This is a genomic window from Maricaulis sp., from assembly GCF_048270265.1.
Classification (GTDB): domain Bacteria; phylum Pseudomonadota; class Alphaproteobacteria; order Caulobacterales; family Maricaulaceae; genus Maricaulis.
In genome coordinates this window covers 47,186-68,004 of sequence record NZ_JBLWTD010000011.1, presented here as the reverse complement: position 1 = coordinate 68,004, position 20,819 = coordinate 47,186, and the positions used below count along the sequence as shown (strand labels likewise).

19 protein-coding genes are annotated in these 20,819 nt (G+C 64.3%); 7 read left to right on the top strand and 12 right to left on the bottom strand.

The annotated features are described in order from the left end of the window. Window positions 1-68 precede the first annotated feature (68 nt). Complete coding sequence (locus ACN0YF_RS07985) at window positions 69-1,070, top strand: GlxA family transcriptional regulator (RefSeq protein WP_417481644.1); 1,002 nt, start codon at window positions 69-71, stop codon at window positions 1,068-1,070. Window positions 1,071-1,093: 23 nt separating this feature from the next. Here the strand turns inward: ACN0YF_RS07985 and smpB are convergent, their stop codons facing one another. Further along, entirely contained in the window at window positions 1,094-1,558 is a 465-nt protein-coding gene (gene smpB / locus ACN0YF_RS07980) for an SsrA-binding protein SmpB (RefSeq protein WP_417481643.1), read from the bottom strand. After that, window positions 1,555-2,436 (bottom strand): 4-hydroxy-tetrahydrodipicolinate synthase, encoded by an 882-nt coding sequence (gene dapA, locus ACN0YF_RS07975; RefSeq protein ID WP_417493977.1) that lies wholly within the window; start codon window positions 2,434-2,436, stop codon window positions 1,555-1,557. Before dapA ends, smpB begins: the two co-directional genes overlap by 4 nt. Before the next feature lie 154 nt (window positions 2,437-2,590). Between dapA and ACN0YF_RS07970 the strand changes: the two genes are divergently transcribed. Further along, entirely contained in the window at window positions 2,591-4,636 is a 2,046-nt protein-coding gene (locus ACN0YF_RS07970; protein ID WP_417493976.1) for a lytic transglycosylase domain-containing protein, read from the top strand. 121 nt (window positions 4,637-4,757) lie between these two features. Here ACN0YF_RS07970 and ACN0YF_RS07965 read toward each other — a convergent pair whose 3' ends face one another. Beyond that, the gene (locus ACN0YF_RS07965; RefSeq protein WP_417493975.1) at window positions 4,758-5,750 is read right to left on the bottom strand and encodes a threonine ammonia-lyase; all 993 of its coding nucleotides are present in this window, start codon (window positions 5,748-5,750) and stop codon (window positions 4,758-4,760) included. A gap of 163 nt (window positions 5,751-5,913) precedes the next feature. Between ACN0YF_RS07965 and ACN0YF_RS07960 the strand changes: the two genes are divergently transcribed. Further along, complete coding sequence (locus ACN0YF_RS07960; protein WP_417481639.1) at window positions 5,914-7,557, top strand: long-chain-fatty-acid--CoA ligase; 1,644 nt, start codon at window positions 5,914-5,916, stop codon at window positions 7,555-7,557. Between the two features lie 65 nt (window positions 7,558-7,622). Here the strand turns inward: ACN0YF_RS07960 and ACN0YF_RS07955 are convergent, their stop codons facing one another. Continuing rightward, window positions 7,623-8,390 (bottom strand): SDR family NAD(P)-dependent oxidoreductase, encoded by a 768-nt coding sequence (locus ACN0YF_RS07955; RefSeq protein ID WP_417493974.1) that lies wholly within the window; start codon window positions 8,388-8,390, stop codon window positions 7,623-7,625. A 154-nt stretch (window positions 8,391-8,544) separates the two neighbouring features. Between ACN0YF_RS07955 and ACN0YF_RS07950 the strand changes: the two genes are divergently transcribed. The 3 genes from ACN0YF_RS07950 (at window position 8,545) to ACN0YF_RS07940 (ending at window position 10,912) form a co-directional block, all read left to right on the top strand. Beyond that, entirely contained in the window at window positions 8,545-9,435 is an 891-nt protein-coding gene (locus ACN0YF_RS07950; protein WP_417493973.1) for an AraC family transcriptional regulator N-terminal domain-containing protein, read from the top strand. Window positions 9,436-9,548: 113 nt separating this feature from the next. Further along, window positions 9,549-9,752: a superinfection immunity protein gene (locus ACN0YF_RS07945; protein WP_417481636.1), complete on the top strand. Its 204-nt coding sequence runs from the start codon at window positions 9,549-9,551 to the stop codon at window positions 9,750-9,752. A 176-nt stretch (window positions 9,753-9,928) separates the two neighbouring features. Beyond that, the gene (locus ACN0YF_RS07940; protein WP_417493972.1) at window positions 9,929-10,912 is read left to right on the top strand and encodes a hypothetical protein; all 984 of its coding nucleotides are present in this window, start codon (window positions 9,929-9,931) and stop codon (window positions 10,910-10,912) included. 31 nt (window positions 10,913-10,943) lie between these two features. Here the strand turns inward: ACN0YF_RS07940 and ACN0YF_RS07935 are convergent, their stop codons facing one another. The 4 genes from ACN0YF_RS07935 to ACN0YF_RS07920 all read right to left on the bottom strand — a co-directional run bounded on the left by ACN0YF_RS07935 (window position 10,944) and on the right by ACN0YF_RS07920 (window position 14,885). Next, window positions 10,944-11,648, bottom strand: coding sequence for a nitroreductase family protein (locus tag ACN0YF_RS07935; RefSeq protein ID WP_417493971.1), 705 nt, complete (start codon window positions 11,646-11,648; stop codon window positions 10,944-10,946). Beyond that, on the bottom strand, window positions 11,645-12,679 hold the full coding sequence (gene tdh / locus ACN0YF_RS07930; protein ID WP_417481634.1) for an L-threonine 3-dehydrogenase: 1,035 nt from the start codon (window positions 12,677-12,679) through the stop codon (window positions 11,645-11,647). Before tdh ends, ACN0YF_RS07935 begins: the two co-directional genes overlap by 4 nt. A 24-nt stretch (window positions 12,680-12,703) precedes the next feature. Beyond that, the gene (locus tag ACN0YF_RS07925; protein WP_417493970.1) at window positions 12,704-13,414 is read right to left on the bottom strand and encodes a hypothetical protein; all 711 of its coding nucleotides are present in this window, start codon (window positions 13,412-13,414) and stop codon (window positions 12,704-12,706) included. Between the two features lie 361 nt (window positions 13,415-13,775). Then, window positions 13,776-14,885, bottom strand: a complete 1,110-nt coding sequence (locus ACN0YF_RS07920; protein WP_417493969.1) for an NAD(P)/FAD-dependent oxidoreductase — start codon at window positions 14,883-14,885, stop codon at window positions 13,776-13,778. Between the two features lie 114 nt (window positions 14,886-14,999). On the opposite strand from ACN0YF_RS07920, the gene ACN0YF_RS07915 reads away from it, so the two are divergent. Then, the gene (locus ACN0YF_RS07915) at window positions 15,000-16,172 is read left to right on the top strand and encodes a phage tail sheath family protein (RefSeq protein ID WP_417493968.1); all 1,173 of its coding nucleotides are present in this window, start codon (window positions 15,000-15,002) and stop codon (window positions 16,170-16,172) included. On the opposite strand, the gene ACN0YF_RS07910 is transcribed toward ACN0YF_RS07915, so the two are convergent. The 4 genes from ACN0YF_RS07910 to ACN0YF_RS07895 form a co-directional block, all read right to left on the bottom strand. Further along, complete coding sequence (locus ACN0YF_RS07910; RefSeq protein WP_417493967.1) at window positions 16,173-16,622, bottom strand: DUF1330 domain-containing protein; 450 nt, start codon at window positions 16,620-16,622, stop codon at window positions 16,173-16,175. 29 nt (window positions 16,623-16,651) lie between these two features. Further along, the gene (locus ACN0YF_RS07905; RefSeq protein WP_417493966.1) at window positions 16,652-18,421 is read right to left on the bottom strand and encodes a hypothetical protein; all 1,770 of its coding nucleotides are present in this window, start codon (window positions 18,419-18,421) and stop codon (window positions 16,652-16,654) included. 117 nt (window positions 18,422-18,538) lie between these two features. Continuing rightward, window positions 18,539-19,744 (bottom strand): glycine C-acetyltransferase, encoded by a 1,206-nt coding sequence (kbl, locus tag ACN0YF_RS07900; RefSeq protein WP_417493965.1) that lies wholly within the window; start codon window positions 19,742-19,744, stop codon window positions 18,539-18,541. Between the two features lie 827 nt (window positions 19,745-20,571). Then, window positions 20,572-20,811, bottom strand: coding sequence for a hypothetical protein (locus ACN0YF_RS07895; RefSeq protein ID WP_417493964.1), 240 nt, complete (start codon window positions 20,809-20,811; stop codon window positions 20,572-20,574). Window positions 20,812-20,819 lie beyond the last annotated feature (8 nt).

Genomic DNA, 20,819 nt, shown 5'->3' with positions numbered 1-20,819 from the left:
GGCATCCTTCCTGACGCGCTGGCAGATGCCTCTGGCTATTCGCATCCACTGATGGCACAAATGACAACATGCCTACTTTTTCTGCCACAACGCCCCTGATCGAACGTCACATGGCCTTCTTCATCTTCGAAGGGGTGAAGCTGCTCGACGCGACCGGTCCGCTACAGGTCTTTTCCGACGCCAATCATGTGCTCGGCTATGAGGCCTACACCACCACCCTCGCCTCCTATCATGGCGGCCCGGTGAAAACCGATACCGGTATCCTGCTGAATACACGCCGCGTTGCCGGGGTCGGGCTGGACGAGAATGATACCCTGATCGTGTGCGGCGGCGACGGCGTCCATGCCGCCAGCCGCGATAATCGCCTGGTGGCTTCATTGCTGCGCGCGACGCAGAAATGCGGCCGCATCGCCTCGACCTGCACCGGCGCCTTCCTGCTTGGCGCCGCCGGCCTGCTCGATGGTCGCCGCGCCGTGACCCATTGGCGCGATTGCGACCAGCTGGCTGAATCCTGCCCCAAGGCGGAGATTGATCCCGACCCGATCTATATCGAGGATGACGGCGTGTGGACCTCGGCCGGCGTCACCGCCGGCATCGATCTGGCGCTGGCCATGGTCGAGGCGGATCATGGCCGCGAAGCCGCGCTGGAACTGGCGCGCAATCTGCTGGTCTATGTCAAACGTCCCGGCGGCCAGTCGCAATTCAGCGAAGCGCTGAAGGAACAGACCCGCTCGGCCAGCGGCCGTTTCGACGCCCTGCATTTCTGGATGCGCGAAAACCTCACGGCCGATCTGCGCATCGAGGCCCTGGCCGAACGCTCCGGCATGAGCGCGCGCAATTTCGCCCGGCTGTATATCCGCGAAACCGGCCACACCCCGGCCCGCGCCGTCGAACAATTCCGCGTCGATGCGGCCCGGGTGATGCTGGAAGATGTCAAGCTGAGCATCAAGACGATCGCGGCGGCCTGCGGCTTCGGCAATGACGAGCGCATGCGCCGCAGTTTCTCAAGGCTCATGGGCGTCACGCCACAAGCCTATCGTGATCGCTTTGCCGCAGTGGCTGAAGACTGAGGCCAGTCGCGCAGGGGCGGATGCTACCCGTGATCCTTCATCAGGCGTGACTTCTGCTTGTTCCACTCGCGATCCTTGATCGTCTGGCGCTTGTCGATGTTCTTCTTGCCCTTGGCGAGACCGATCTCGAGCTTGGCGATGCCGCGATCATTGAAATAGAGCTTCAGCGCGATGATGGTGCGCCCCTCGCGGGTCACAGCCCCGACAAGGCGGTTGATCTCGCGCTTCTTCAGCAGAAGCTTGCGATGGCGCCGGGGCTCGTGATTGAAGCGGTTGGCCGGGGCGTATTGCGGAATATCGGCATTGATCAGCCACAGACCGTCATTTTCCGGGCTGACATAGGATTCGGCGATATTGGCATGACCGAGGCGCAGGGACTTGACCTCCGAGCCCATCAGCATGATGCCGGCCTCGAAACTGTCCTCGATCTCGTAATCATAACGGGCGCGGCGATTGAGCGCGATCGGCCGCGTATCGGGCTTGCTCATGACCGATCCAGCAATCCGGCAATTGCCATCGCCTCACGCACGGCCCGCTTCGAGGCCTCGTCCGGCTCGGTCAGCGGCAGGCGCATTTCCAGGCCGGTAACGCCGAGCAGGCTCATGGCATATTTGGTCGGCCCGGGGCTGGCGGACGAGAACAGGGCGTGGTGAAGCGGCGTCAGCCGGTCATTGAGCGCGCGCGCCGTATCCCAGTCGCCGTTCAGTGTCGCATTCTGGAACTGCGCGCACAGTTCCGGTGCCACATTGGACGTGACGGAGATCGCGCCGGTACCGCCGCTGGCATTGAAACCGAGCGCCGTCGGGTCATCGCCGGAGAGCTGGATGAAATTCGCGCCAATCAGCCGCTGATGGTCGGAGACCCGCGACAGATCAGCGCTGGCATCCTTGATCCCGACGACATTTGACAGGCCGGCAATGCGCGCCACCGTCGCAACGCCGATATCGACCACGGTGCGGCCGGGTACGTTGTAAACAATGATCGGCAGATCGACGGCGTCATTGATCGCCTTGTAGTGCTGGTACAGGCCTTCGGCATTGGGCTTGTTGTAATACGGCGCCACGACCAGGCCGGCATCGACACCGAGCGTCTTGGCGCGGGCCTGGTTCTGGATAGCGACAGCCGTCGAGTTCGATCCGGTGCCGGCGATCACCGGCACGCGGCCGGCTGAAGCCTGCACCACCAGCTCGATCACGCGCATGTGCTCTTCGAAGGTCAGCGTGGCGGATTCGCCTGTCGTGCCACACGGAACCACGCCGTGCGTGCCGGCCGAAATCTGGCGTTCACACAGTTCGATTACATTGGCCTCGTCGACGGCACCATTCTTGAACGGTGTGACGAGCGCGGTGATGGAGCCCTTGAACATGTTTTGTTGGTCCCGAAATCCGGATTGCAAGCGGGCGACCATAAAGGTGGCACCGCGCGCGGCCAAGCTTTCTCAACAAGACTGGACAGTGAGGGCTGTTCGGGAGGATGATGGACGGGTTCATCCCTCAGGATCCGAGTTGCGACCTATGATCATGCGTTGTTTATCGGCGGTGTTGCTGCCAGCCTTTCTGTCGCTCGGGCTCGCCCTGCCCGCGCAGGCACAGGCGCCGACGCCACGTATGCGGCCCGAGCCGCAGAATTATTCCACCTATCTCAGCGATGCGGATTTCAACCTGTTTCGCCAGGGGCTGGACGCGGCTGATGACGAGGACTGGGAACAGGTGGCCGATATCCGCCTGCGCCTGAGCGATACGGCGGCGCGCAGCGTGCTGTTATGGCGCACCGTGCTGAGCAATCCACGCGCCACCTTCCTGGAACTCAATCTCGCCCTGGACGAACTCGACAACTGGCCGCGCGACAGCTTTATCCGCTCCGAGGCCGAATCGAAGATTGCCGATTCCGGGCTGAGTGCCCCCTTCATCATCTCCTGGTTCGAGGACAATCCGCCGACCACGGGGCGCGGCAAGCTGGCCTATGCCGAAGCGCTCCTCGCCGATGGCCGCACCGAGGAAGGCGAAGACCTGCTGCGCACGACCTGGCGCGGCGATTTTCTCCCGCTCGCAGTCCAGAGCGAACTCTATCGCAATCATGGCTCGGTCCTGACGGCTGAGGATCACCAGGCACGGATCGATTATCTGATCTGGTCCAACCAGACGACGGCCGCGCGCCGCGTGCTGCCCCTGCTGCAGGGTACCGAGCACGACCTCGCCGATGCCCGCCTGCGCCTGGCCGGCCGCCAGAGCGGCGTCGAGCGCGCCGTCAACCGCATCCCGGTCAGCCTGCAGAGCGATCCCGGCCTGACCTATGAGCGCGCTCGCTGGCGCCGCCGCGCCGGCATGACCGACACCGTCCTGCCGCTGCTGCTGCAATTGCCCGATGCCCACGCCAATCCCAGCGCGCTGGGCCTGATGTGGACCGAGCGCAAGCTGATGATCCTGAACCTGATCCGCGATCAGGACTATGTCACCGCCTATCAACTGGCGCGCGCCAACGGGATGGATTCGGGCGGCGATTTCGCCGATGCGGAATTCATCGCCGGCTGGCTTGCCCTGGTGCATCTCAATGAGCCGGACCAGGCGATGGAGCATTTCACGCATCTGCGCGACAATGTCGGCACCCCGGTCTCGCTCTCGCGTGCCTCCTACTGGATGGCCCGCGCCGCCGATGATGCCGGCAATCCGGAACTGGCCGCCACCTATTATGCCGAGGCCGGCGTGCACTCGACCGCCTATTACGGCCAGCTCGCCCTGGCCCAGCTCTCCGATGCGCCCGACGCCTTCTCGCTGGAGCGCGAGCCGGAGCCGACCGAGGCACAACAGGTCGCCTTTGAATCGCGTCCGGAAATCCGCGCCATGCGCCTGCTCGCCGAGCAGGGCGAGGAATACTATTTCCGCCTCTTCATGTACCGGCTCGATGACCAGATCACCGATCCGGTCGAAGGCGTGTTGCTGGCCAATCTGGCGAATGAATATCTGCAGATGCGCCAGGCCGTCCGCGCCGCGAAACAGGCGCGCCTGCGCGGCATCATCCTGCCGCAAAGCGCCTATCCGACCATCAGCCTGCCGCAAACCACCGGTGGACGGCCGGAAGACGCGCTGGTCCATTCCGTGATCCGCCAGGAGACCGAATTCGCCCAGGACGCCGTCAGCGGCGCCGGTGCGCGCGGCATGATGCAGATGATGCCCGCCACCGCCCAGGCGACGGCGCGCTCAATGGGTGCGCCCTATCGCTTCAACTGGCTGACCGATGACCGGGACTACAACCTCACCCTGGGCATGCACCATCTCGAGGAGGTCGTCGATCAGTATGACGGCTCCTATATCCTCGCCCTGGTGGCCTATAATGCCGGGCCGCACCGCGCCAATCGCTGGATCGAGAATTACGGCGATCCACGCGATCCCGACATCGATCCGATCGACTGGGTCGAGAGCATCCCCTTCTCGGAAACCCGCAATTACGTGATGCGCGTGCTCGAAAACGTCCAGGTCTATCGCACGCGGCTCCAGGATGATGCGCCGACACCGCTGATGATCGACCAGGATCTGCGGCGGGGAGCGGTGGCGACGGTGCCGGAATAAATCGAGCGAGCGGCACTTCTCCAACCGATACAATTGGCTATTCCCCCGGAATTCGCGACGCGCCTCCGGGGGAAGTGATGTGTTGGGTGGGGCGCCGGATTTCGCCCACCTGGCCGCCCCCTCACCCCAGCTCCAGCGCCCGCGCAAACACCGCCCGGTCGACATTGCCGCCGGTGGCGAGCACGCAGACCGTCTTGCCGGCGACATCCAGCTTGCCGGAGAGCACGGCGGCCAGGGCAACGACGGCGCCCGGCTCGATCACGATCTTGAGGTGGCGCCAGGCGAAGGCCATTGCGGCCAGCGCTTCGTCGTCCGTGACGGCGACGCCGCCGCTGAGCTGGCGGGAATTGAGCTGCCAGGTCAGCTCGCCGGGCGTCGGGGTGATGATGGCGTCGCAGATCGAGCCGGTCAGGCGGTCATTGCTGACGCGCTCGCCCGCCTCGAGCGAACGGCGGTGATCATCGAAGCCGGCCGGTTCGGCGGCCCAGACCTGCGCGTCCGGATGGGCATGCTTGACCGCCAGCCCGGTGCCGGCGATCAGCCCGCCGCCACCGGCGGGGGCCGAGACGATATCGGGCGCCAGGCCCAGTTCGGCCATTTGCTCCACCAGTTCCAGCCCCGCCGTGCCCTGCCCGGCAATGATGAAACGGTCCTCATAGGGCGGCACCAGGATGCGGCCCTCCTCGGCGGCGATGCGGGCGCCGATCGCCTCGCGCGACTCGCTGGCGCGGTCATAGCTGACCACCTTGCCGCCCCAGAAACGCACGCCCTCAACCTTGGCGGCCGGCGCATCGGTCGGCATCAATATGGTGGCATGGGTGCCGACCAGCCTTGCTGCGGCGGCAACGCCCTGGGCGTGATTGCCGGAGCTGTAGGCGATGACACCGCGCGCTCTTTCCTCGGCATTCAGCCGGGAGATACGGTTATAGGCGCCGCGAAACTTGAAGGATCCGGTGCGCTGCAGGCATTCCGCCTTCACAAAAATTCGGGCACCAAGCCGTTCGTCGAGCACATCATTGCGCAGGAGCGGCGTGCGCACGGCCTGACCGGCCAATTGCCGCGCCGCATCGAGAATATCCGCATGGGTGGGCAGGTCGGAAACCGGTGACGTCATCGTCGCAACACTCCTGATCGGGCCGATTGCGGCCGCCAAACGCAGGCAAAACGCATAGGCAATTCATTTGCGCCGCGCAAAGGGATTGCGCGGCGGGGCGGGAAGCCTTTTGATAAGAAAAAAACAAACACTGCGAAACTGGTTGATATCTAGGGGAGACATGATGACCTTGCGCGCACACATGATGGAACGTCCGTTGATGATTTCGGACATTCTGGTCCACGCCGCCCGATGCCATGGCGATCAGGAAATCGTCACCCGCCTGCCCGAAAGCGGTCTGATTCACCGCCAGGGCTATGCCGCCACGCACCAGCGCACCAAACAGCTGGCCCATGCGCTGCAGAAAAAGCTCAAGGTGCGCGAGGGCGACCGCGTCGCCACCATCGCGTGGAATTCACACCGGCATTTCGAGCTCTACTACGCGATCTCCGGAATCGGCTCGGTGATCCACACGGTCAATCCGCGCCTCGATCCGAAACAGCTGATCTGGATGCTCGATCACGCCCAGTCGAAAGTCGTCTTCTTCGACAAGACCTTCGCGCCGCTGGTCGATGCCATCTCCAAACAGTGCAAATCGGTGCGTCACTGGGTGTTGATGACCGATGCCACCTACAAGGACGGCGTCGCGACCAAATGCCTGACCTATGAGGAATTGATCGCCGACCAGAGCACCGAATACGACTGGCCGATGTTCGACGAGAACACCGCCGCCGGCCTGTGCTACACCTCCGGCACGACGGGCGACCCCAAGGGCGTGCTCTATTCCCACCGCTCCAACGTGCTGCACGCGATGGCCTCCTCGGCCTCCGACGTGATCGGCGTCGGTGCCCGCGGCACGCTGCTGCCGGTGGTGCCGATGTTCCACGTCAACGCCTGGGGCATTCCCTATGCCGCGCCGATGAACGGCGCCAAGCTGGTCATGCCCGGCGCCCAGATGGACGGCGCCAGCATCCACGAACTGATTGAAACCGAACAGGTCAATTACGTCGCCGGCGTGCCGACCGTCTGGCTCGGCCTGCTGCAATACCTGCAGAAGAGCGGCAATCGCATCGACAGTGTCGAGCGCGTCCTGATCGGTGGCTCCGCCCTGCCCGAGGCCCTGCTGCGCGCCTATGAGGACGAATATGACGTCGTGATGCAGCAAGGCTGGGGCATGACGGAAATGAGCCCGCTGGGTACCGTCAACAATCTCCTGCCCAAGCATGACAAGCTCGATCGCGAAGACCAGATCAAGATCAAGCTGAAACAGGGCCGGCTGGTGTTCGGCGTCGGCATGCGCATCGTCAATGATGGCGGTGATATCCTGCCCTGGGATGGCAAGTCCTCCGGCCATGTCCAGGTCCAGGGGCCATGGATCGCCTCGTCCTATTATCGCGGCGCCGGGGCCGACAGCTTCACCGATGATGGCTGGTTCAAGACCGGCGATGTCGCCTATCTCGACGGCGATGGCTTCATGACCATCACCGACCGTTCCAAGGACGTGATCAAGACCGGCGGCGAATGGATCTCCTCGATCGATCTGGAAAACGCCGCGATGGGCCATCCCTCCGTCGCCCTGGCCGCCGCCTTCGGCATGCCGCACCCGAAATGGCAGGAACGCCCGCTTCTGGTCGTCCAGCTCAATGAGGGTTTCGAGCCGGATGCCGAGTCGATCATCGAATACCTGCGCGGCGAGGTGCCCAAATGGTGGCTGCCCGACGCGGTGGAATTCATCGAGCACATGCCGATCGGCGCCACGGGGAAAATCCTCAAGACCAAGCTGCGCGAGATCTATGCCGGCTATGAGTTTCCGTCCGTCGAAGGTTAGGCGGCAACCGGCATGACCACACAGAGACAGCCCCGGCCCCAAAGCCGGGGCTGTTTCATATCGGGCTAGAGGCTCTGGCCGCCGGAGAGTTCGAGGCGTTGTCCGGTCATCCAGCCGAAATCACCCAGCAGTACACTGGCAACCGCGCCGCCGATATCATCGGGAAGTCCGGCCCGGCCGAGCGCGGTTGCCGCAGCAATGCCGGAATTCACCGCCGGGTTATCGCGCACCAGACCGCCTCCGAAGTCGGTTTCGATGGCACCGGGCGCAATCGTGTTCACGCGGATACCGCGCGGTCCCAGTTCCAGCGCCAAATAACGCGTCAGCACCTCGACCGCGCCCTTCATCGCCGCGTAGGCGGCAAAGCCCGGATGGGTGAAACGGGTCAGCCCGGTGGAGAGGTTGAGAATGTGACCGCCATTGCGGATCAGGCCAAGCAGGGACTGGGTGAGGAAGAAGACGCCCTTCAGGTGCAGCGACATCAACTGGTCGAATTCGGCCTCGCTGGTCCCGGCAAAGGGCTTGTTGACGCCAACGCCGGCATTGTTGACGAGGCCATCGAGCCGGGCACCGCCCCACTGCCGCTCCAGCACTTCGCGAAGGGCATCGACAAAGCCGGGAAAGCCGGAGGTGTCACCGATATCCAGCTGCAGCGCCAGGCCGCGTCGCCCGAGCGCCCCGATCTCGGCGATGACAGCCCCGGCCTCCTGCTGCGCGCCCTGATAGATCAGGATGATATCGGCGCCCAGGCGGGCGAGATGCAACGCCATGCTGCGGCCGAGGCCGCGGCTGCCGCCGGTGATCAGGATGACGGGATGGGACGTTTCGGTCATGGTCTGCTCCTTGTGCTCACCCCTTTGATCTAGCGGCCAGCGCTCCGGCGCACCTGCCATATTCTCCACAAAACCTGCCCAATCCTCGCATTTGCAAAGCCGTCGCTTGCGGCAGACGGTGGGCCGGACTAGGAGGTTCAGCAGGGAGTTGGCCATGGCCCATCTTGAGCAGTTGCGACGTGACATGATCGATTATGCCAACAATTGTGGCTTCGATGACTGGCCACAACCAACCCATGTGCCAACGCTCTCGCTGGTCCGGAGCCGTGTTCCGACACAGTTCACCGCCGTCGACTATCAACCGCTCTTTTGCCTGGTCCTCCAGGGCAGCAAGCAAACCCTGATCGGTGAATGCCTCCACCGCTTCGGCGCGCTACAGAGCCTGATCGTCAGTCTGGATTTGCCGGCGACGGCCTGCGTCGTCGAGGCGACAGCGCAAACGCCCTATCTCGCGCTCGCTTTGGATCTTGATATCGGCCTGTTGCGCGATCTGGCGTCAGAGCTGGATGACCTCGCCGGAATGGACAGCCCGCCATCCCGGACAGCGCTGGTGGTTGGCGATGCCGATCCGGCGCTGATCGATGCCATGGCCCGGCTGTTCGCGCTGCGCGGGTCTGCGATGGATATCGAGGTGCTCGCACCGCTCGTCATCCGCGAAATCCACTACCGTCTTCTGCTCGGCAATCAGGGGGCCGCCTTGCGGGCGCTGATGCAGCCCGACGGTCAAGCCAGCCGGATCGCGCGGGCCATCACGCGAATCCGGCGTGACTACACCGCTCCCCTGACGATTGCCGGGCTGGCCCGCGAAGCCGGGATGAGCATCTCGGCCTTTCACGATCATTTCCGCGCGCTCACGGGTACGACGCCCCTGCAATACCAGAAAGCGCTGCGACTGATGGAAGCCAGGCGGCGCCTGCAGGGCACCGCCGCAAGCGTGACGGCGATCGCCTTCGAGGTCGGATATGAAAGCCCGACGCAGTTCAGCCGCGAATATCGCCGCAAATTCGGACAGTCCCCACGCGAGGACCGGCCCGTAACGGCTTGAGCAGCGCGGGCCGGGAGGGCGGGACAGATCAACGCACAATCCCGCCCCCACCATCTTGCGCCCCGATCCGGATCGGCATAACTTCATATCGAAAGTCGATAAGGACAAACGAAATGGAGTATCATCTGATGGGCCCCGAAGGCGCGATTGCAGTCTTGATCATCGGCTTTTTGCCGACCCTGATCGCCTTGCTGCGCGGCCACGACAACAGCTTCGCTATCTTCCTGACCAACCTTCTGCTGGGCTGGACCGGGATTGGCTGGCTTATCGCCCTGATCTGGAGCTTCACCGCGATCCGCCGGCGCGTGCGAGAATAGGGAGTCCGCCCTGCCCCTGACGGCCCCCCTGGCAAAACGCGCCTACCCCGGACGCCGCGCCCGGCCCCCAAGGGACCGGGCGTTGCCTATAGGAGGCCTTGACGGCAAGCAAGAAATGCGTGTTTTCTGGATACAACCTGCACGGGCTTGAGCCCCGGCTGTGAGGATCCGAAGCCATGGCAAAGACATCGTTCGGCCCGTCAAAACCGATCCGCCAGACCGGCTCGCTGCCTCGCTGGTCCAGCGTCGCTATCGCCGCCCTTGCATCGATCGCAAGCTGGGCAGACGCCCAGGAGACACCCCGGTCGGCCGAACAGCCCCAGCCCCCGCGCTCGCTGGTCGCCATGATCACTGAAGAGCTCGAACAGACCCTAACGGAAGCCGCACAATCAGGTCTGGCTATCGGGGCCTTGCCACAAGAAATGACTTCGGCCACTCGCCAGCCTGCCTTCAGCGCGGAAACCTGCGGTGCTGCGGACCCGACAGCATTCTTTGAATTATTTTCCGGCGGTACCGCGCGCCCGATCAATCTGCCGGAACTCGCAGCGAGCGTCTATGCATCCCGCCCGACGTTTGGCTTCGATGCCGAGGGTCAATTGCCTCAGGACGACACGGATGCGGGCGCGATCCCCTGGAGGGCCGTTCTGGATACCGCCCTGGGCAATTGGAAGCGCGCGCATTTCAACGAGGTCGTGGATGAGGCTGACCTCGATCCGACCGGGATCGCCATCGTCTGGCGGACCTGGTGCCGCGTGGGAGCCGAGAATGACGCCCTGCTCGGTGACTATCTGACAGCCCACGGCTTCCCGACGGAGAGCTCGACGACACGGCAGATTTCAGCCCAGGCCTTCAATATCTACAAGCACACCACCAATGGCTCGCCGACCCAGCAACGCTATGTCGAATTGGCCGGCAACGCCTTCAGGGAAGGTCAGCTGGGCAGCGCCACCTACGCCTTGATCCTCGACACGGATGCGCAAAAGCATGACCGCCCGCTGCCCTACGGCACCTACACGACATGCGTGGACGGGGAGCCTGCCCTCGCCGGAGAGATCGAGGATGAAGCCCGTCTCGACGAACGCCGCGCCGAAATCGGCCTGTGGTCCGTCGCAGAGCAATTGGCGCAAACAGCCCCGATTTGCGCACGGACGCAGCGATAAGGGCGCCCACTTTCCCGAGGGCACGGCGCCCCTAAAGCCAGCTCGATATCTCGCCAACCGATTTCTTGATCAGCGCGTGCTCGGGCACCGTCGCGTCTTCGGCCGGATAGCCGGCGACGATCAGCATGAAGGGCTTTTCATCGGCCGGGCGTTCGCAGATTTCGGTGAGGAATTTCATCGGATTGGGCGTGTGGGTCAGGGTCACCAGACCGGCCTCGTGCAGGGCCGCCAGCATGAAGCCGCAGGCAATCCCGACACTCTCATTGATGTAGTAGTTTTTCTTCGACTGCCCGACTTTTTCCCCGCCACGCTTTTGCGCGAAGACGGCGATCAGCACCGGCGCGGTTTCCAGGAAGGGCTTGGTGCTGTCGGTGCCCAGCGGTGAGAGGGCCTGCAGCCATTCCTCACCGCCCTTGCCTTCATAGAAGGCTTTCTCTTCCTTTTCCGCCGCCTCGCGCAGGGCCTTGCGCCGGGCGGGGTCCTGGATCACCACGAAGTGCCAGGGCTGGTGATTGGCGCCCGAGGGTGCGGTGCCAGCGGCATCAATCGCGTGCTTCACGATTTCCGGATCGACCGGCCGGTCGGCGAAATCACGCACGGTGCGGCGGCGCTTGAGATTCCTCGCGAAGGCGGCCGCGCGGCTCAGCATTTCGGCCGGGCCGTATTCGATATAGTCGGTCAGCGGCACGCGTCTCGCTTCGTCGGGATGTGCCTCACCGGGGCGCTTGTCCGTCATGGCTGTGTCCAATCCAGAATGACCTTGCCCGATTTTCCCGAGCGCATGGCATCGAAACCCTTCTGGAAATCATCGGCCGCATAGCGATGGGTGATCACCCGGCTGACATCCAGCCCGCTCTCGAGCATGGCGATCATCTTGTACCAGGTCTCGAACATCTCACGTCCATAGACACCCTTCAGCGTGATCGCCTTGAGGACCAGGGAGCCGAAATCGACCGGAATGGGTTTCGATGGCAGGCCGAGCATGGCAATCTTGCCGCCCATCACCATCGCATCCAGCATCGCGCCGATCGCCGTCGGCGCGCCGGACATTTCCAGCCCGACATCAAAGCCTTCGGTCATGCCCAGCTCGGCCATCACATCCTGCAGGCTGGTCTCCGCGACATTGACGGTGTGGACCCGCGGCACGACCTGGCTGGCCAGGTGCAGACGATGGGTGTTGATATCGGTCAAAACGACATGGCGCGCGCCGACATGGCGGGCAATCGCGGCGGCCATGATCCCGATCGGGCCGGCGCCGGTGACCAGCACATCCTCGCCGACGAGGTCGAATTGCAGCGCCGTGTGGACGGCATTGCCAAGCGGGTCGAGAATCGCGCCGAGCTCGTCGGAGACTTCCTCCGGCAGCTTGACGACATTGAAGGCCGGCAGGACGAGGTATTCGGCGAAGGCGCCGGGAATATTGACGCCGACGCCTTGCGTGTCGGGGTCGAGATGGAAGCGTCCGGCGCGCGCGGCGCGCGACAGCGTACCGACGACATGGCCCTCGCCGGAAACGCGCTGGCCGATCTCGACGCGCTTCACATTGGCGCCCTTGTCGACAATCTCGCCGGCATATTCATGCCCCACCACCATCGGGGTCGGCACCGTCTTGGCGGCCCAGTCATCCCAGTTGTAAATGTGGATATCGGTGCCGCAGATCGCCGTCTTGTGGATCTTGATCAGCACATCGTCCGGGCCGACCTTGGGCATCGGGACATCCTGCATCCAGATACCTTCTTCCGGCTTTGCCTTGACCAGCGCTTTCATCACGACTCCCTCGACTTTGTGGTGTTAGGCCGCGCTCTGTTCTGACGGCGCGGAATTGCCGCGAAGATACATCACCGCCGCCAGAGGGAAAGTGAGCATGAAGGGAATGAGCAGCGTGCTCATGATTTCGGCGACCTGCCCATTCGATCCGCTCAGCCAGGTGACCGCAATCGCCAGCGCTGCGACCACGCCGGGGATAGCCAGCAGGCGGCGTTTGTCCTGCCACAGCAGCACGCTGAACAGAGCGGCATAGAGCCCGATCAGCCCCCATTTGATCCAGGTATGTCCGTGCAGCGCCGCCAGCAGATTGGCCCTCGGCTCGGCTCCGGCGCCGAGTTCGGCCAGCAGGCGGTTCATGACCGCATTTTCGGCCCAGTCTGCCCCGACCGTCACCAGGGCGACCGCCAGCGCTGCCCAGGCGAGCCAGCGGCCGGGATTGCGCAAGCCCAATGCCAGGAAGAACATGGCCGCCATGCCCGCATAGGCGAGCGGGAAAAAGCGGTCGAGCGACTGCGTGTGGACGAGGAAACCGCGCAGGGCCTCGGCGCCCTCACCCTGCAGGAAAGCCAGATCGGCGGCTGAGCGGGCAAATTCCAGCGCCAGGATCGGTGTGACGAAGCCATCCGCCATCGGCGCTGCGCCCAGATCGGGCGGCGAGCCGAACAGGATCGGAAAGACCAGCGTCGCGACAGCGCCGGCAATCGCCGTGATGAAGGCCAGTTTCGAAATGCGCATCTTGGTTTATCCCCGCCCGATTTAATGGAGCGGATCAGGCCGCAGCCGGTGCGCAAGGTCAAGGGCGCCAGTGTTCCGCCCCATGCGGCCAATCACCCCGCTCACCAACATCGCCAATTTATCCCCGCCCCTCGGAGCGGACCTATAATATGCCCACGTCCGGAACGCGGCGGTGCTCAGCTTCGGATCGGACGGGTGGCGCTGGAAGCGCAAGGGCTGACGGGCCGGAGCTCTTCCTTAATTGGCTTCACCGGGTTGTGGATGATCCGCCAGGACACAGACACTTCACCATCCCATCTCCCCCTGGCGGATTGTCCGCAATGCCCGGGGCCGCAGGCCCGCCGGGCGCATTCGCCTGCCCTCAATCCACCAGCCGCCGCACCACCTCATCACCAATCGCCAGCGATGAAGTCAGGCCCGGGCTTTCAATCCCGAACAGGGCGATCAGGCCGGCAATCCCGTGCGCATTCGCCCCGTCAATGCGGAAATCGGTCTGCGGCTCGCCCGGCCCGTGCAGCTTGGGGCGGATGCCGGCATAGTCGGGCACCAGGGCGTCGTCCTTCAGGCCGGGCCAGAAGCGGCGGATCGTGTCGTAGAAGCTGGCCGCACGCGCCGGGTCGACCGTGTAGTCCGGCGCCTCGACGAAATCGAGATCGGGGCCGAAACGCGCCTGGCCGCCAAGGTCACGGCGGTAATGCGTACCGAGCGCCCCGGGTATGGGCAGAGGATACACAAGGTGCCTGAAAGGTGCCTTGCCGGCACACGTAAAGTACACGCCCTTGCCATAGTGAAGCGCCGGGATTTTCTCCGCGGGGAAGCTGTCGATCGTCGCCGCGGCATGCTGGGCTCCGAGCCCGGCGGCGATGACCAGATAGCGCGTCGTCACCTCCGTCGCCGCCTCGCCGCCGGTGCGCACGACAAAACCGCCGCCCTCCAGCGGGGTTGCGCCGGCAAAGGGCGTATTGACCACGACCGCACCGCCCAGCGCGGCAATTTCGCCTGCCATGTTCGCCATATAGCCATGGGCATCCATCACGCCGCTGGTGGAGGACAGGATGGCGGCCGTGGCCTGCAGCTCCGGCTCCAGTGCCCGCGCCTGCTCGCCACTGAGCCGCTGCAGCCCTTCGACGCCATTGGCCTCGGCCTGGCGGAAGATCGCCTCCAGCCGCGCCGCCTCGTGCGGCTCGGTCGCCACGATCAGCTTGCCGCAGCGCTCATGGGCGATGTGGTATTTGTCCAGATAGGCATAGAGCAATTGCCGTCCGACGACGCAGAGCCGCGCTTTCAGCGAACCGGTCGGATAATAGAGCCCGGCATGGATCACCTCGGAATTGCGCGAGGAAATCCCCTGCCCGATCGCGCCCTGCGCCTCGAGCACCAGGGTCTCATGCCCGCGCAGGGCAAAGGCCCGGCCCGTCGCCAGACCGACGGCACCGGCCCCGATCACGATCGCGTCTGTCTCGAAACCCATGGCGGCGATCTCCCTGCGGCCGTCCAAACGACTCGCCCCATGATCGTCGCGAGACGACGCGGGGTAAATGCGTCATGCTGAATGCGATGATTTGCACCGGACGGGACCGTGACCATGAACAGACGCGAACTTCTCCTTTCGGCCGGCGCCGGAACCCTGTTGCTGGCCACGCCCCAGGCCGGAGCCATGATCCAGCGTCGCCCCCGCCCGCGAGGTCCCGGCGTCTATGTCCAGGAACTGCCAACGGCCAGCCCCATTGCCGGCCTGCCGACCAGCACCGCGCTGTTTATCGGCGCATTCTCGAGCACGCTGGGCACCGGCGCGATCGGCCGGTGCAGCAATACAAACGCGCCGGCGGGCTTCGACCGTGCCCAGGGGCCGGTCGATGATTTCTTCGCCCAGGGCGGCAGCGATCTCGTCCTGGTCCAGGCCGGAGCCGACAAGGATGGCGTGCCCGATCATGCCGCCGCCCTGGCAGGCCTGGCCCGCGACGGTGTCCCCGATTTCAACCTGCTCCTGCTGGTTGGAGCCGCGGAGCATCTGGCCGGAGATCCGGCCCGGCTCTCCCGCCTCTATGCCGGCGGCGCGCGGCTGGCGCGGCAGCATTTCGCCCAGCTCCTCGTGGAAGCACCCGACAATGCGCCGGACTATGCCGTCTGGCGATCCTTGCTCGGCCTCAATGATCCCGACATCGCCGCCTGGGCGCCCTGGCTGACCGACGCCAATGGCGTGCTCACCCCGCCCGGCGCCGCCATTGCCGGCCTGATCGCCCGCACCGATGCCGCCGAGGGCGTCTGGCAGGCTCCGGCCGGGCTGAACGCGACACTGAACGGTTTCACCGCCCGCGACCTGCCCACCAGCCGGCTCGAGGCCATGAACCAGGCGAACATCAACGCCATCCGCCCGCTGCAGGGCGCCGCCACCGTCTGGGGCGCGCGAACCCTGTCGGACAATACCGAATGGCGCTACCTGCCGGTGCGCCGTCTGGTGCGCTGGACCGAGGCCTCCCTGACGGCCGCAACGGCGAACTATCTGTTTGAAACCAGCAACCAGGCCCTGTGGGAAACAATCGAGCGTGATGTGACCGATTTCCTGACCGGGCTCTGGCGTGAGGGCGCCCTCTCCGGTGCCACGCCGCGGGAGGGTTTCTGGGTCCGGTGCGGGCTGGGGCAGACCATGACGGCGACCGATATCCAGACGAACACGGTGCGAGTCCAGGTCGGGCTGGCCGTGCTACGCCCCGCCGAATTCATCGTCTTCGATCTGGAATTCCAGACCGCCAGCTAGCTAGGCGCCTGCTCCCTTGGCGAGACCCGCCAGCAGGGCCGGCGGCATCACCGTCTCGATATTGAGCTGGCCCTTGAGACCGGCTTCGCGATGCACCGCGATCGCCTGCCAGGCCGGCGAGAGCGACATGCGCAAAAGCGCGCCGCGATCGGGATACATGATGATCGCGACCTCATCCCAGAGTTCCTCGACCTGGCCGAGGGCGAGAAAGGTCGTATTGCCCACGAAGACCAGCTTGCCGCCAAACTCCGGCAGGACCTTCATGATCGCCTTGCCATAGATATTATACGCCTCGCGCCCGGTCAGCGTGGTCTCGCGCCCGTCGGCATATTCGGCCCTGTCCCTGAATTTCAGCAGATTGACCATGAAGACCGGCCCGGCAGGACCGGGCTGCATCATCTCCTCGATCTGTTTGGGGTCGGTGGGCAGGACTTCATTGATGACTTGCATGGCGGGCTCCTGGGGGGGGGTGTGGGCAGTCAAGTTTCAGTACCGGTGAGGATTTCGACCAGCCGCGCACCGTCCCCGGCGTACTGGCCGCGGAGCCGCGCATAGCAGGCCGCCCGTTCCTCCCCGTCCTGATCGCTGCCGGTCAGTTCGACAACGGGGACGCCTGCCGCACGCAGGGCCTGGTCGATCCGCTCAAGGCGCTCAAGATGCGGCGGGTTGAGACGCCGGCGCAAACTGAACCGGCGGCCCTCCGCGAACACGATGACATAATCGGCTCGCGCCTGCGGGCCATTATCCTCGTCCTGGTGCAGGCTGCAGCTGGTTTCAACCCGGCTGGCATCGGCATAGGCGCGATTGTGGACGACGAACTCGAAAGGCCCCGATTGCCGCAGCCCGGCTTCGCCCCAGCTTCGGAACCAAAGGGCGTCGACAATCGTCAGCGCCAGAATGACCGGCAGGGAGACGAGCAGGATCCTGTTGGCCGCATTGACGCTGCGCCTCAGCCATCGGTGCAGGAACGCCTCCGGATCGAAGGGCTCTGTCATTGAATACCAGCCCTTGCGGGCGGCGCTGTCCAACGCGCCCAGTGCCTCCTGCAGCATGAGGGCCGGCTGCAGCTCCGCGCGCTTGCGGTTCATCGACGCCCAATAATCCTTGAGACCGGGCAGCAATTGCGTCCCCGCGATGGCCAAAAGCCCGAACGCAAAAAAGCCGGCAATGCCGCCGGCGGCGATCCCGAAGCCTCCGGGCCGCTCCCGGAAGAATTCAATCTGGGGCGGAAACAAGACCCCGTTCATCCATTCGGCCAGCCACCAGCTCGGCACGCTCAACATCGCGGGGCCCAAGAGGAAAATGACCATCAGGACAGGCACGACGATGAGCCCGCCCCACGGCTTGCGCGGACGCCCGGAGAGCCAGTGCATCATCTCCCGCGCCGAGCTTTCGACCCATGCCCGTTTCGCTTGCGGCAGGGCTTCGCGCTTGCCGTTCACCGCGTTGAAGCCAGCCCCGATGGCGATCGTGACCGGCACAATGGTGACCACCAGCGCGATAAAGCCCGCGACATAGATCAGGGTCGTTTTCGCAATGGGCAGCGCGGCTTGCGTGTAGCGCTGGAGGAAGGCGTCGCGGACCGCGGCCAGCGTCGCGCCCATTTGGCGGGGGGAGATCACCTGGTCATTGAACAGGATTGCGCTCATCACGGCGTAGACCGCAAAGATCAGACCCGCCGCGAGGATGAATAATTGCACCACGCAGATGGCCAGAACCGCCAGCCGGACGCCATAGCCCAGAAGCTTTACCAGCCGTTTGAGGAGCGGCGGGGCAGCAGGTTCGACGGCCTCCGGCTCCGGGTGGAGCGTCGCGTCGATCACGGCCTCAGTATCAATCACCGGTTTGGGATCACCGCTGAGCACGAGCCCGACCCAGCTCAGACAAGCTGCAGGGAGGAACAGGCCGGCCAGCCAGGCCCGGTCCCATCTCTGCTGCTCCACCACCTGCCAGATCAGGGCGAGATCGAGAGCGACGGTCAGCCAGACCGCGACATTGGCGGCAGAAACAATATAGACGCACCACCATGCCGGCCCGGCCTTGAACTGCAGGGCAGCGGCGCAGACACCCAGCACCATCACATTGATCGCGAGCAGGACCGCCACCGGTGCTGCGGCATAGGGATGGATGGAGAGAAGTCCGCTGACGGCCGGCAACAGCAGGAGCACCACACCCGAACCAAGCATGGCGATATAGGTGATGAGATTCAGCACCGCGAGGCGGGCCGGTATTCTGGAACTGGAACTCATGCGCAAGCGCCCCCCGGGACTCGACGCAAACCATTGCCCGGAACCCGGCAGGACTCAATCAGCAAAACAGGCGGCCATTGGGCCGGGGCGCATATCCTGGGAACATGCCCCGCCCCGCTAGATAACCCCCAATTCCTTACCCACCTTGGTAAAGGCCGCCACGGCGCGATCAATCATCTCCGGCGTATGGGCGGCGCTCATCTGGGTGCGGATGCGGGCCTTGCCCTTGGGGACGACGGGGAAGAAGAAGCCGGTGACATAGACGCCCTCGCCCATCAGCTTGCGGGCCATGTCCTGGGCCAGTTTGGCGTCGCCGAGCATGACCGGAATGATCGGGTGTTCGCCCTCCAGCAGGTCGAAACCGGCGGCAGACATGCCGGCGCGGAAACGGCGGGCATTGTCGAACAGGCGGGCGCGCAGATCATCGCCCTCGGCGACCATGTCGAAGGCCTTCAGCGAGGCGCCGACAATGGCCGGAGCCAGGGAATTGGAGAAGAGATAGGGCCGCGAGCGCTGGCGCAGCATGTCGATCACCTCCTGCCGCGCGGCGGTAAATCCGCCCATCGCGCCGCCGAGCGCCTTGCCGAGCGTGCCGGTGATGATGTCGATCTGGCCGAACACACCGCAATGCTCCGGCGTGCCGCGGCCGCGCGCGCCCATGAAGCCGTGGGCATGGCAATCATCGACCATGGTCAGGGCCTTGTATTGCTTCGCCAGGGCGACGATCTCGGCGAGCTTGGCGATATAGCCATCCATCGAGAACACGCCATCGGTGACGATCAGGACATGCCGCGCGCCATCGGCCCGCGCCTGTTTCAGCTGCACCTCGAGATCGGCCATGTCGGAATTGGCATAGCGATAGCGCTTCGCCTTGCACAGGCGCACGCCGTCAATGATCGAGGCATGATTGAGCGCGTCGGAAATGATCGCATCCTCAGGCCCGAGCAGGGGCTCGAACACGCCGCCATTGGCGTCAAACGCCGCCGCATAAAGGATGGCGTCCTCACAGCCGGTGAAGTCGGCGATCTTGGCCTCGAGCTGTTTGTGGATGTCCTGGGTGCCGCAGATGAAGCGAACCGAGGCAAGGCCGAAACCATGGCTGTCGAGCGTATCCTTCGCCGCCTGGATCAGCTCGGGCCGATTGGCCAGGCCGAGATAGTTATTGGCGCAAAAATTGATGACGTGATGACTGGAACCGTCTGAATTCACGTCGATTTCGGAGAATTGCTCCGAGGTGATGATGCGCTCGCGCTTGTACAGCCCGTCGGCCTCGATCTGTTTCAGTTCGGCGGCGAGGTCGGTGTAGAAATCGGGGGATGACATGGGCGGCTCCGGTATGGGGATTCGTTGCGGCCTGTTCTAGTGAGCCGACGCGCGAATGTCATCCCACCAGGGAGCGGCAGGTACCTTTGGTTCCTGTCCTTCAGGAACGGCGCCCTGGCCCGGGCCAATCCATTGATCGCTTGTCAGCCAGTGGGCCACCGGGGTTCCATACCGTCAAGGCCGCCTCCGGCGCCGCGTAGCGGGCATGCGCCTTGACGGTATGGAACCCCGGTGACGGAATCTCGGCAAGCGATGAATGGATTATTCCAGCCTCAAGGGCTGCTTGTCTCAAGGCGCAACGTCTCGCGAGAATACAGGGGCACCACCCGACTTATCCGCCCCCACCCTGGCTGCGCCATAATCGGGCGCGCATCGCTCTTTGACATTGTTGGCCCATGAAGACTGCCCGCGTCAGGATTGCCGCTGACCGGAGCAATGAATGACAGTCGGTGACAGGCTGCCATGCCCCTGCCATCGCGAAATCGCCAGCCTGCAGGCGGCTCCACGCCTCCTCGCGCGACGATGGCAGACTGGCAGACAGTGCTCACCATTTCACATAATTCAGTTCATCGCCGTTGAGGAAAAGCGCCCTTGCAGACACCAGGGCATTGATCGCTTGTCAGCCGGCAGGCCAGCGGAGTTCAGCCTGAAGAGCTGTTTGTACTGAGACACAGCGTCTCGCGAGGGACGTGTACCTCTGGTACGCGTCCCATGGGAAAACTGCCTTCAGGCGAAAGCGCCCGTCGATAGCGGCAACGGGAGTCTGCCCCGGGGACGCGTACCAGAGGTACACGTCCCTCGCCGCCGCATCCAGACGGATACCTACCTCACAGACCGCCGCCCCGTCTGGTGACAACTACCCCGGCCAGCGCGGACACGGCCGCCAGCAAGGCGATCCAGACATAGATGAAACTCGTATCGTGATGGACAACACCGTCAACGAAGCAGCGGCCGTTCTCGTCGAAGCAGGCGCGGTTGCTCCAGTAAACCGTCACGAAGAGCCAGCCGAAAGCGATCGCCAACACGACGGACGTCAGAGTCCATATCCAGGCGAGAAATCGGATCATTGCGGCCC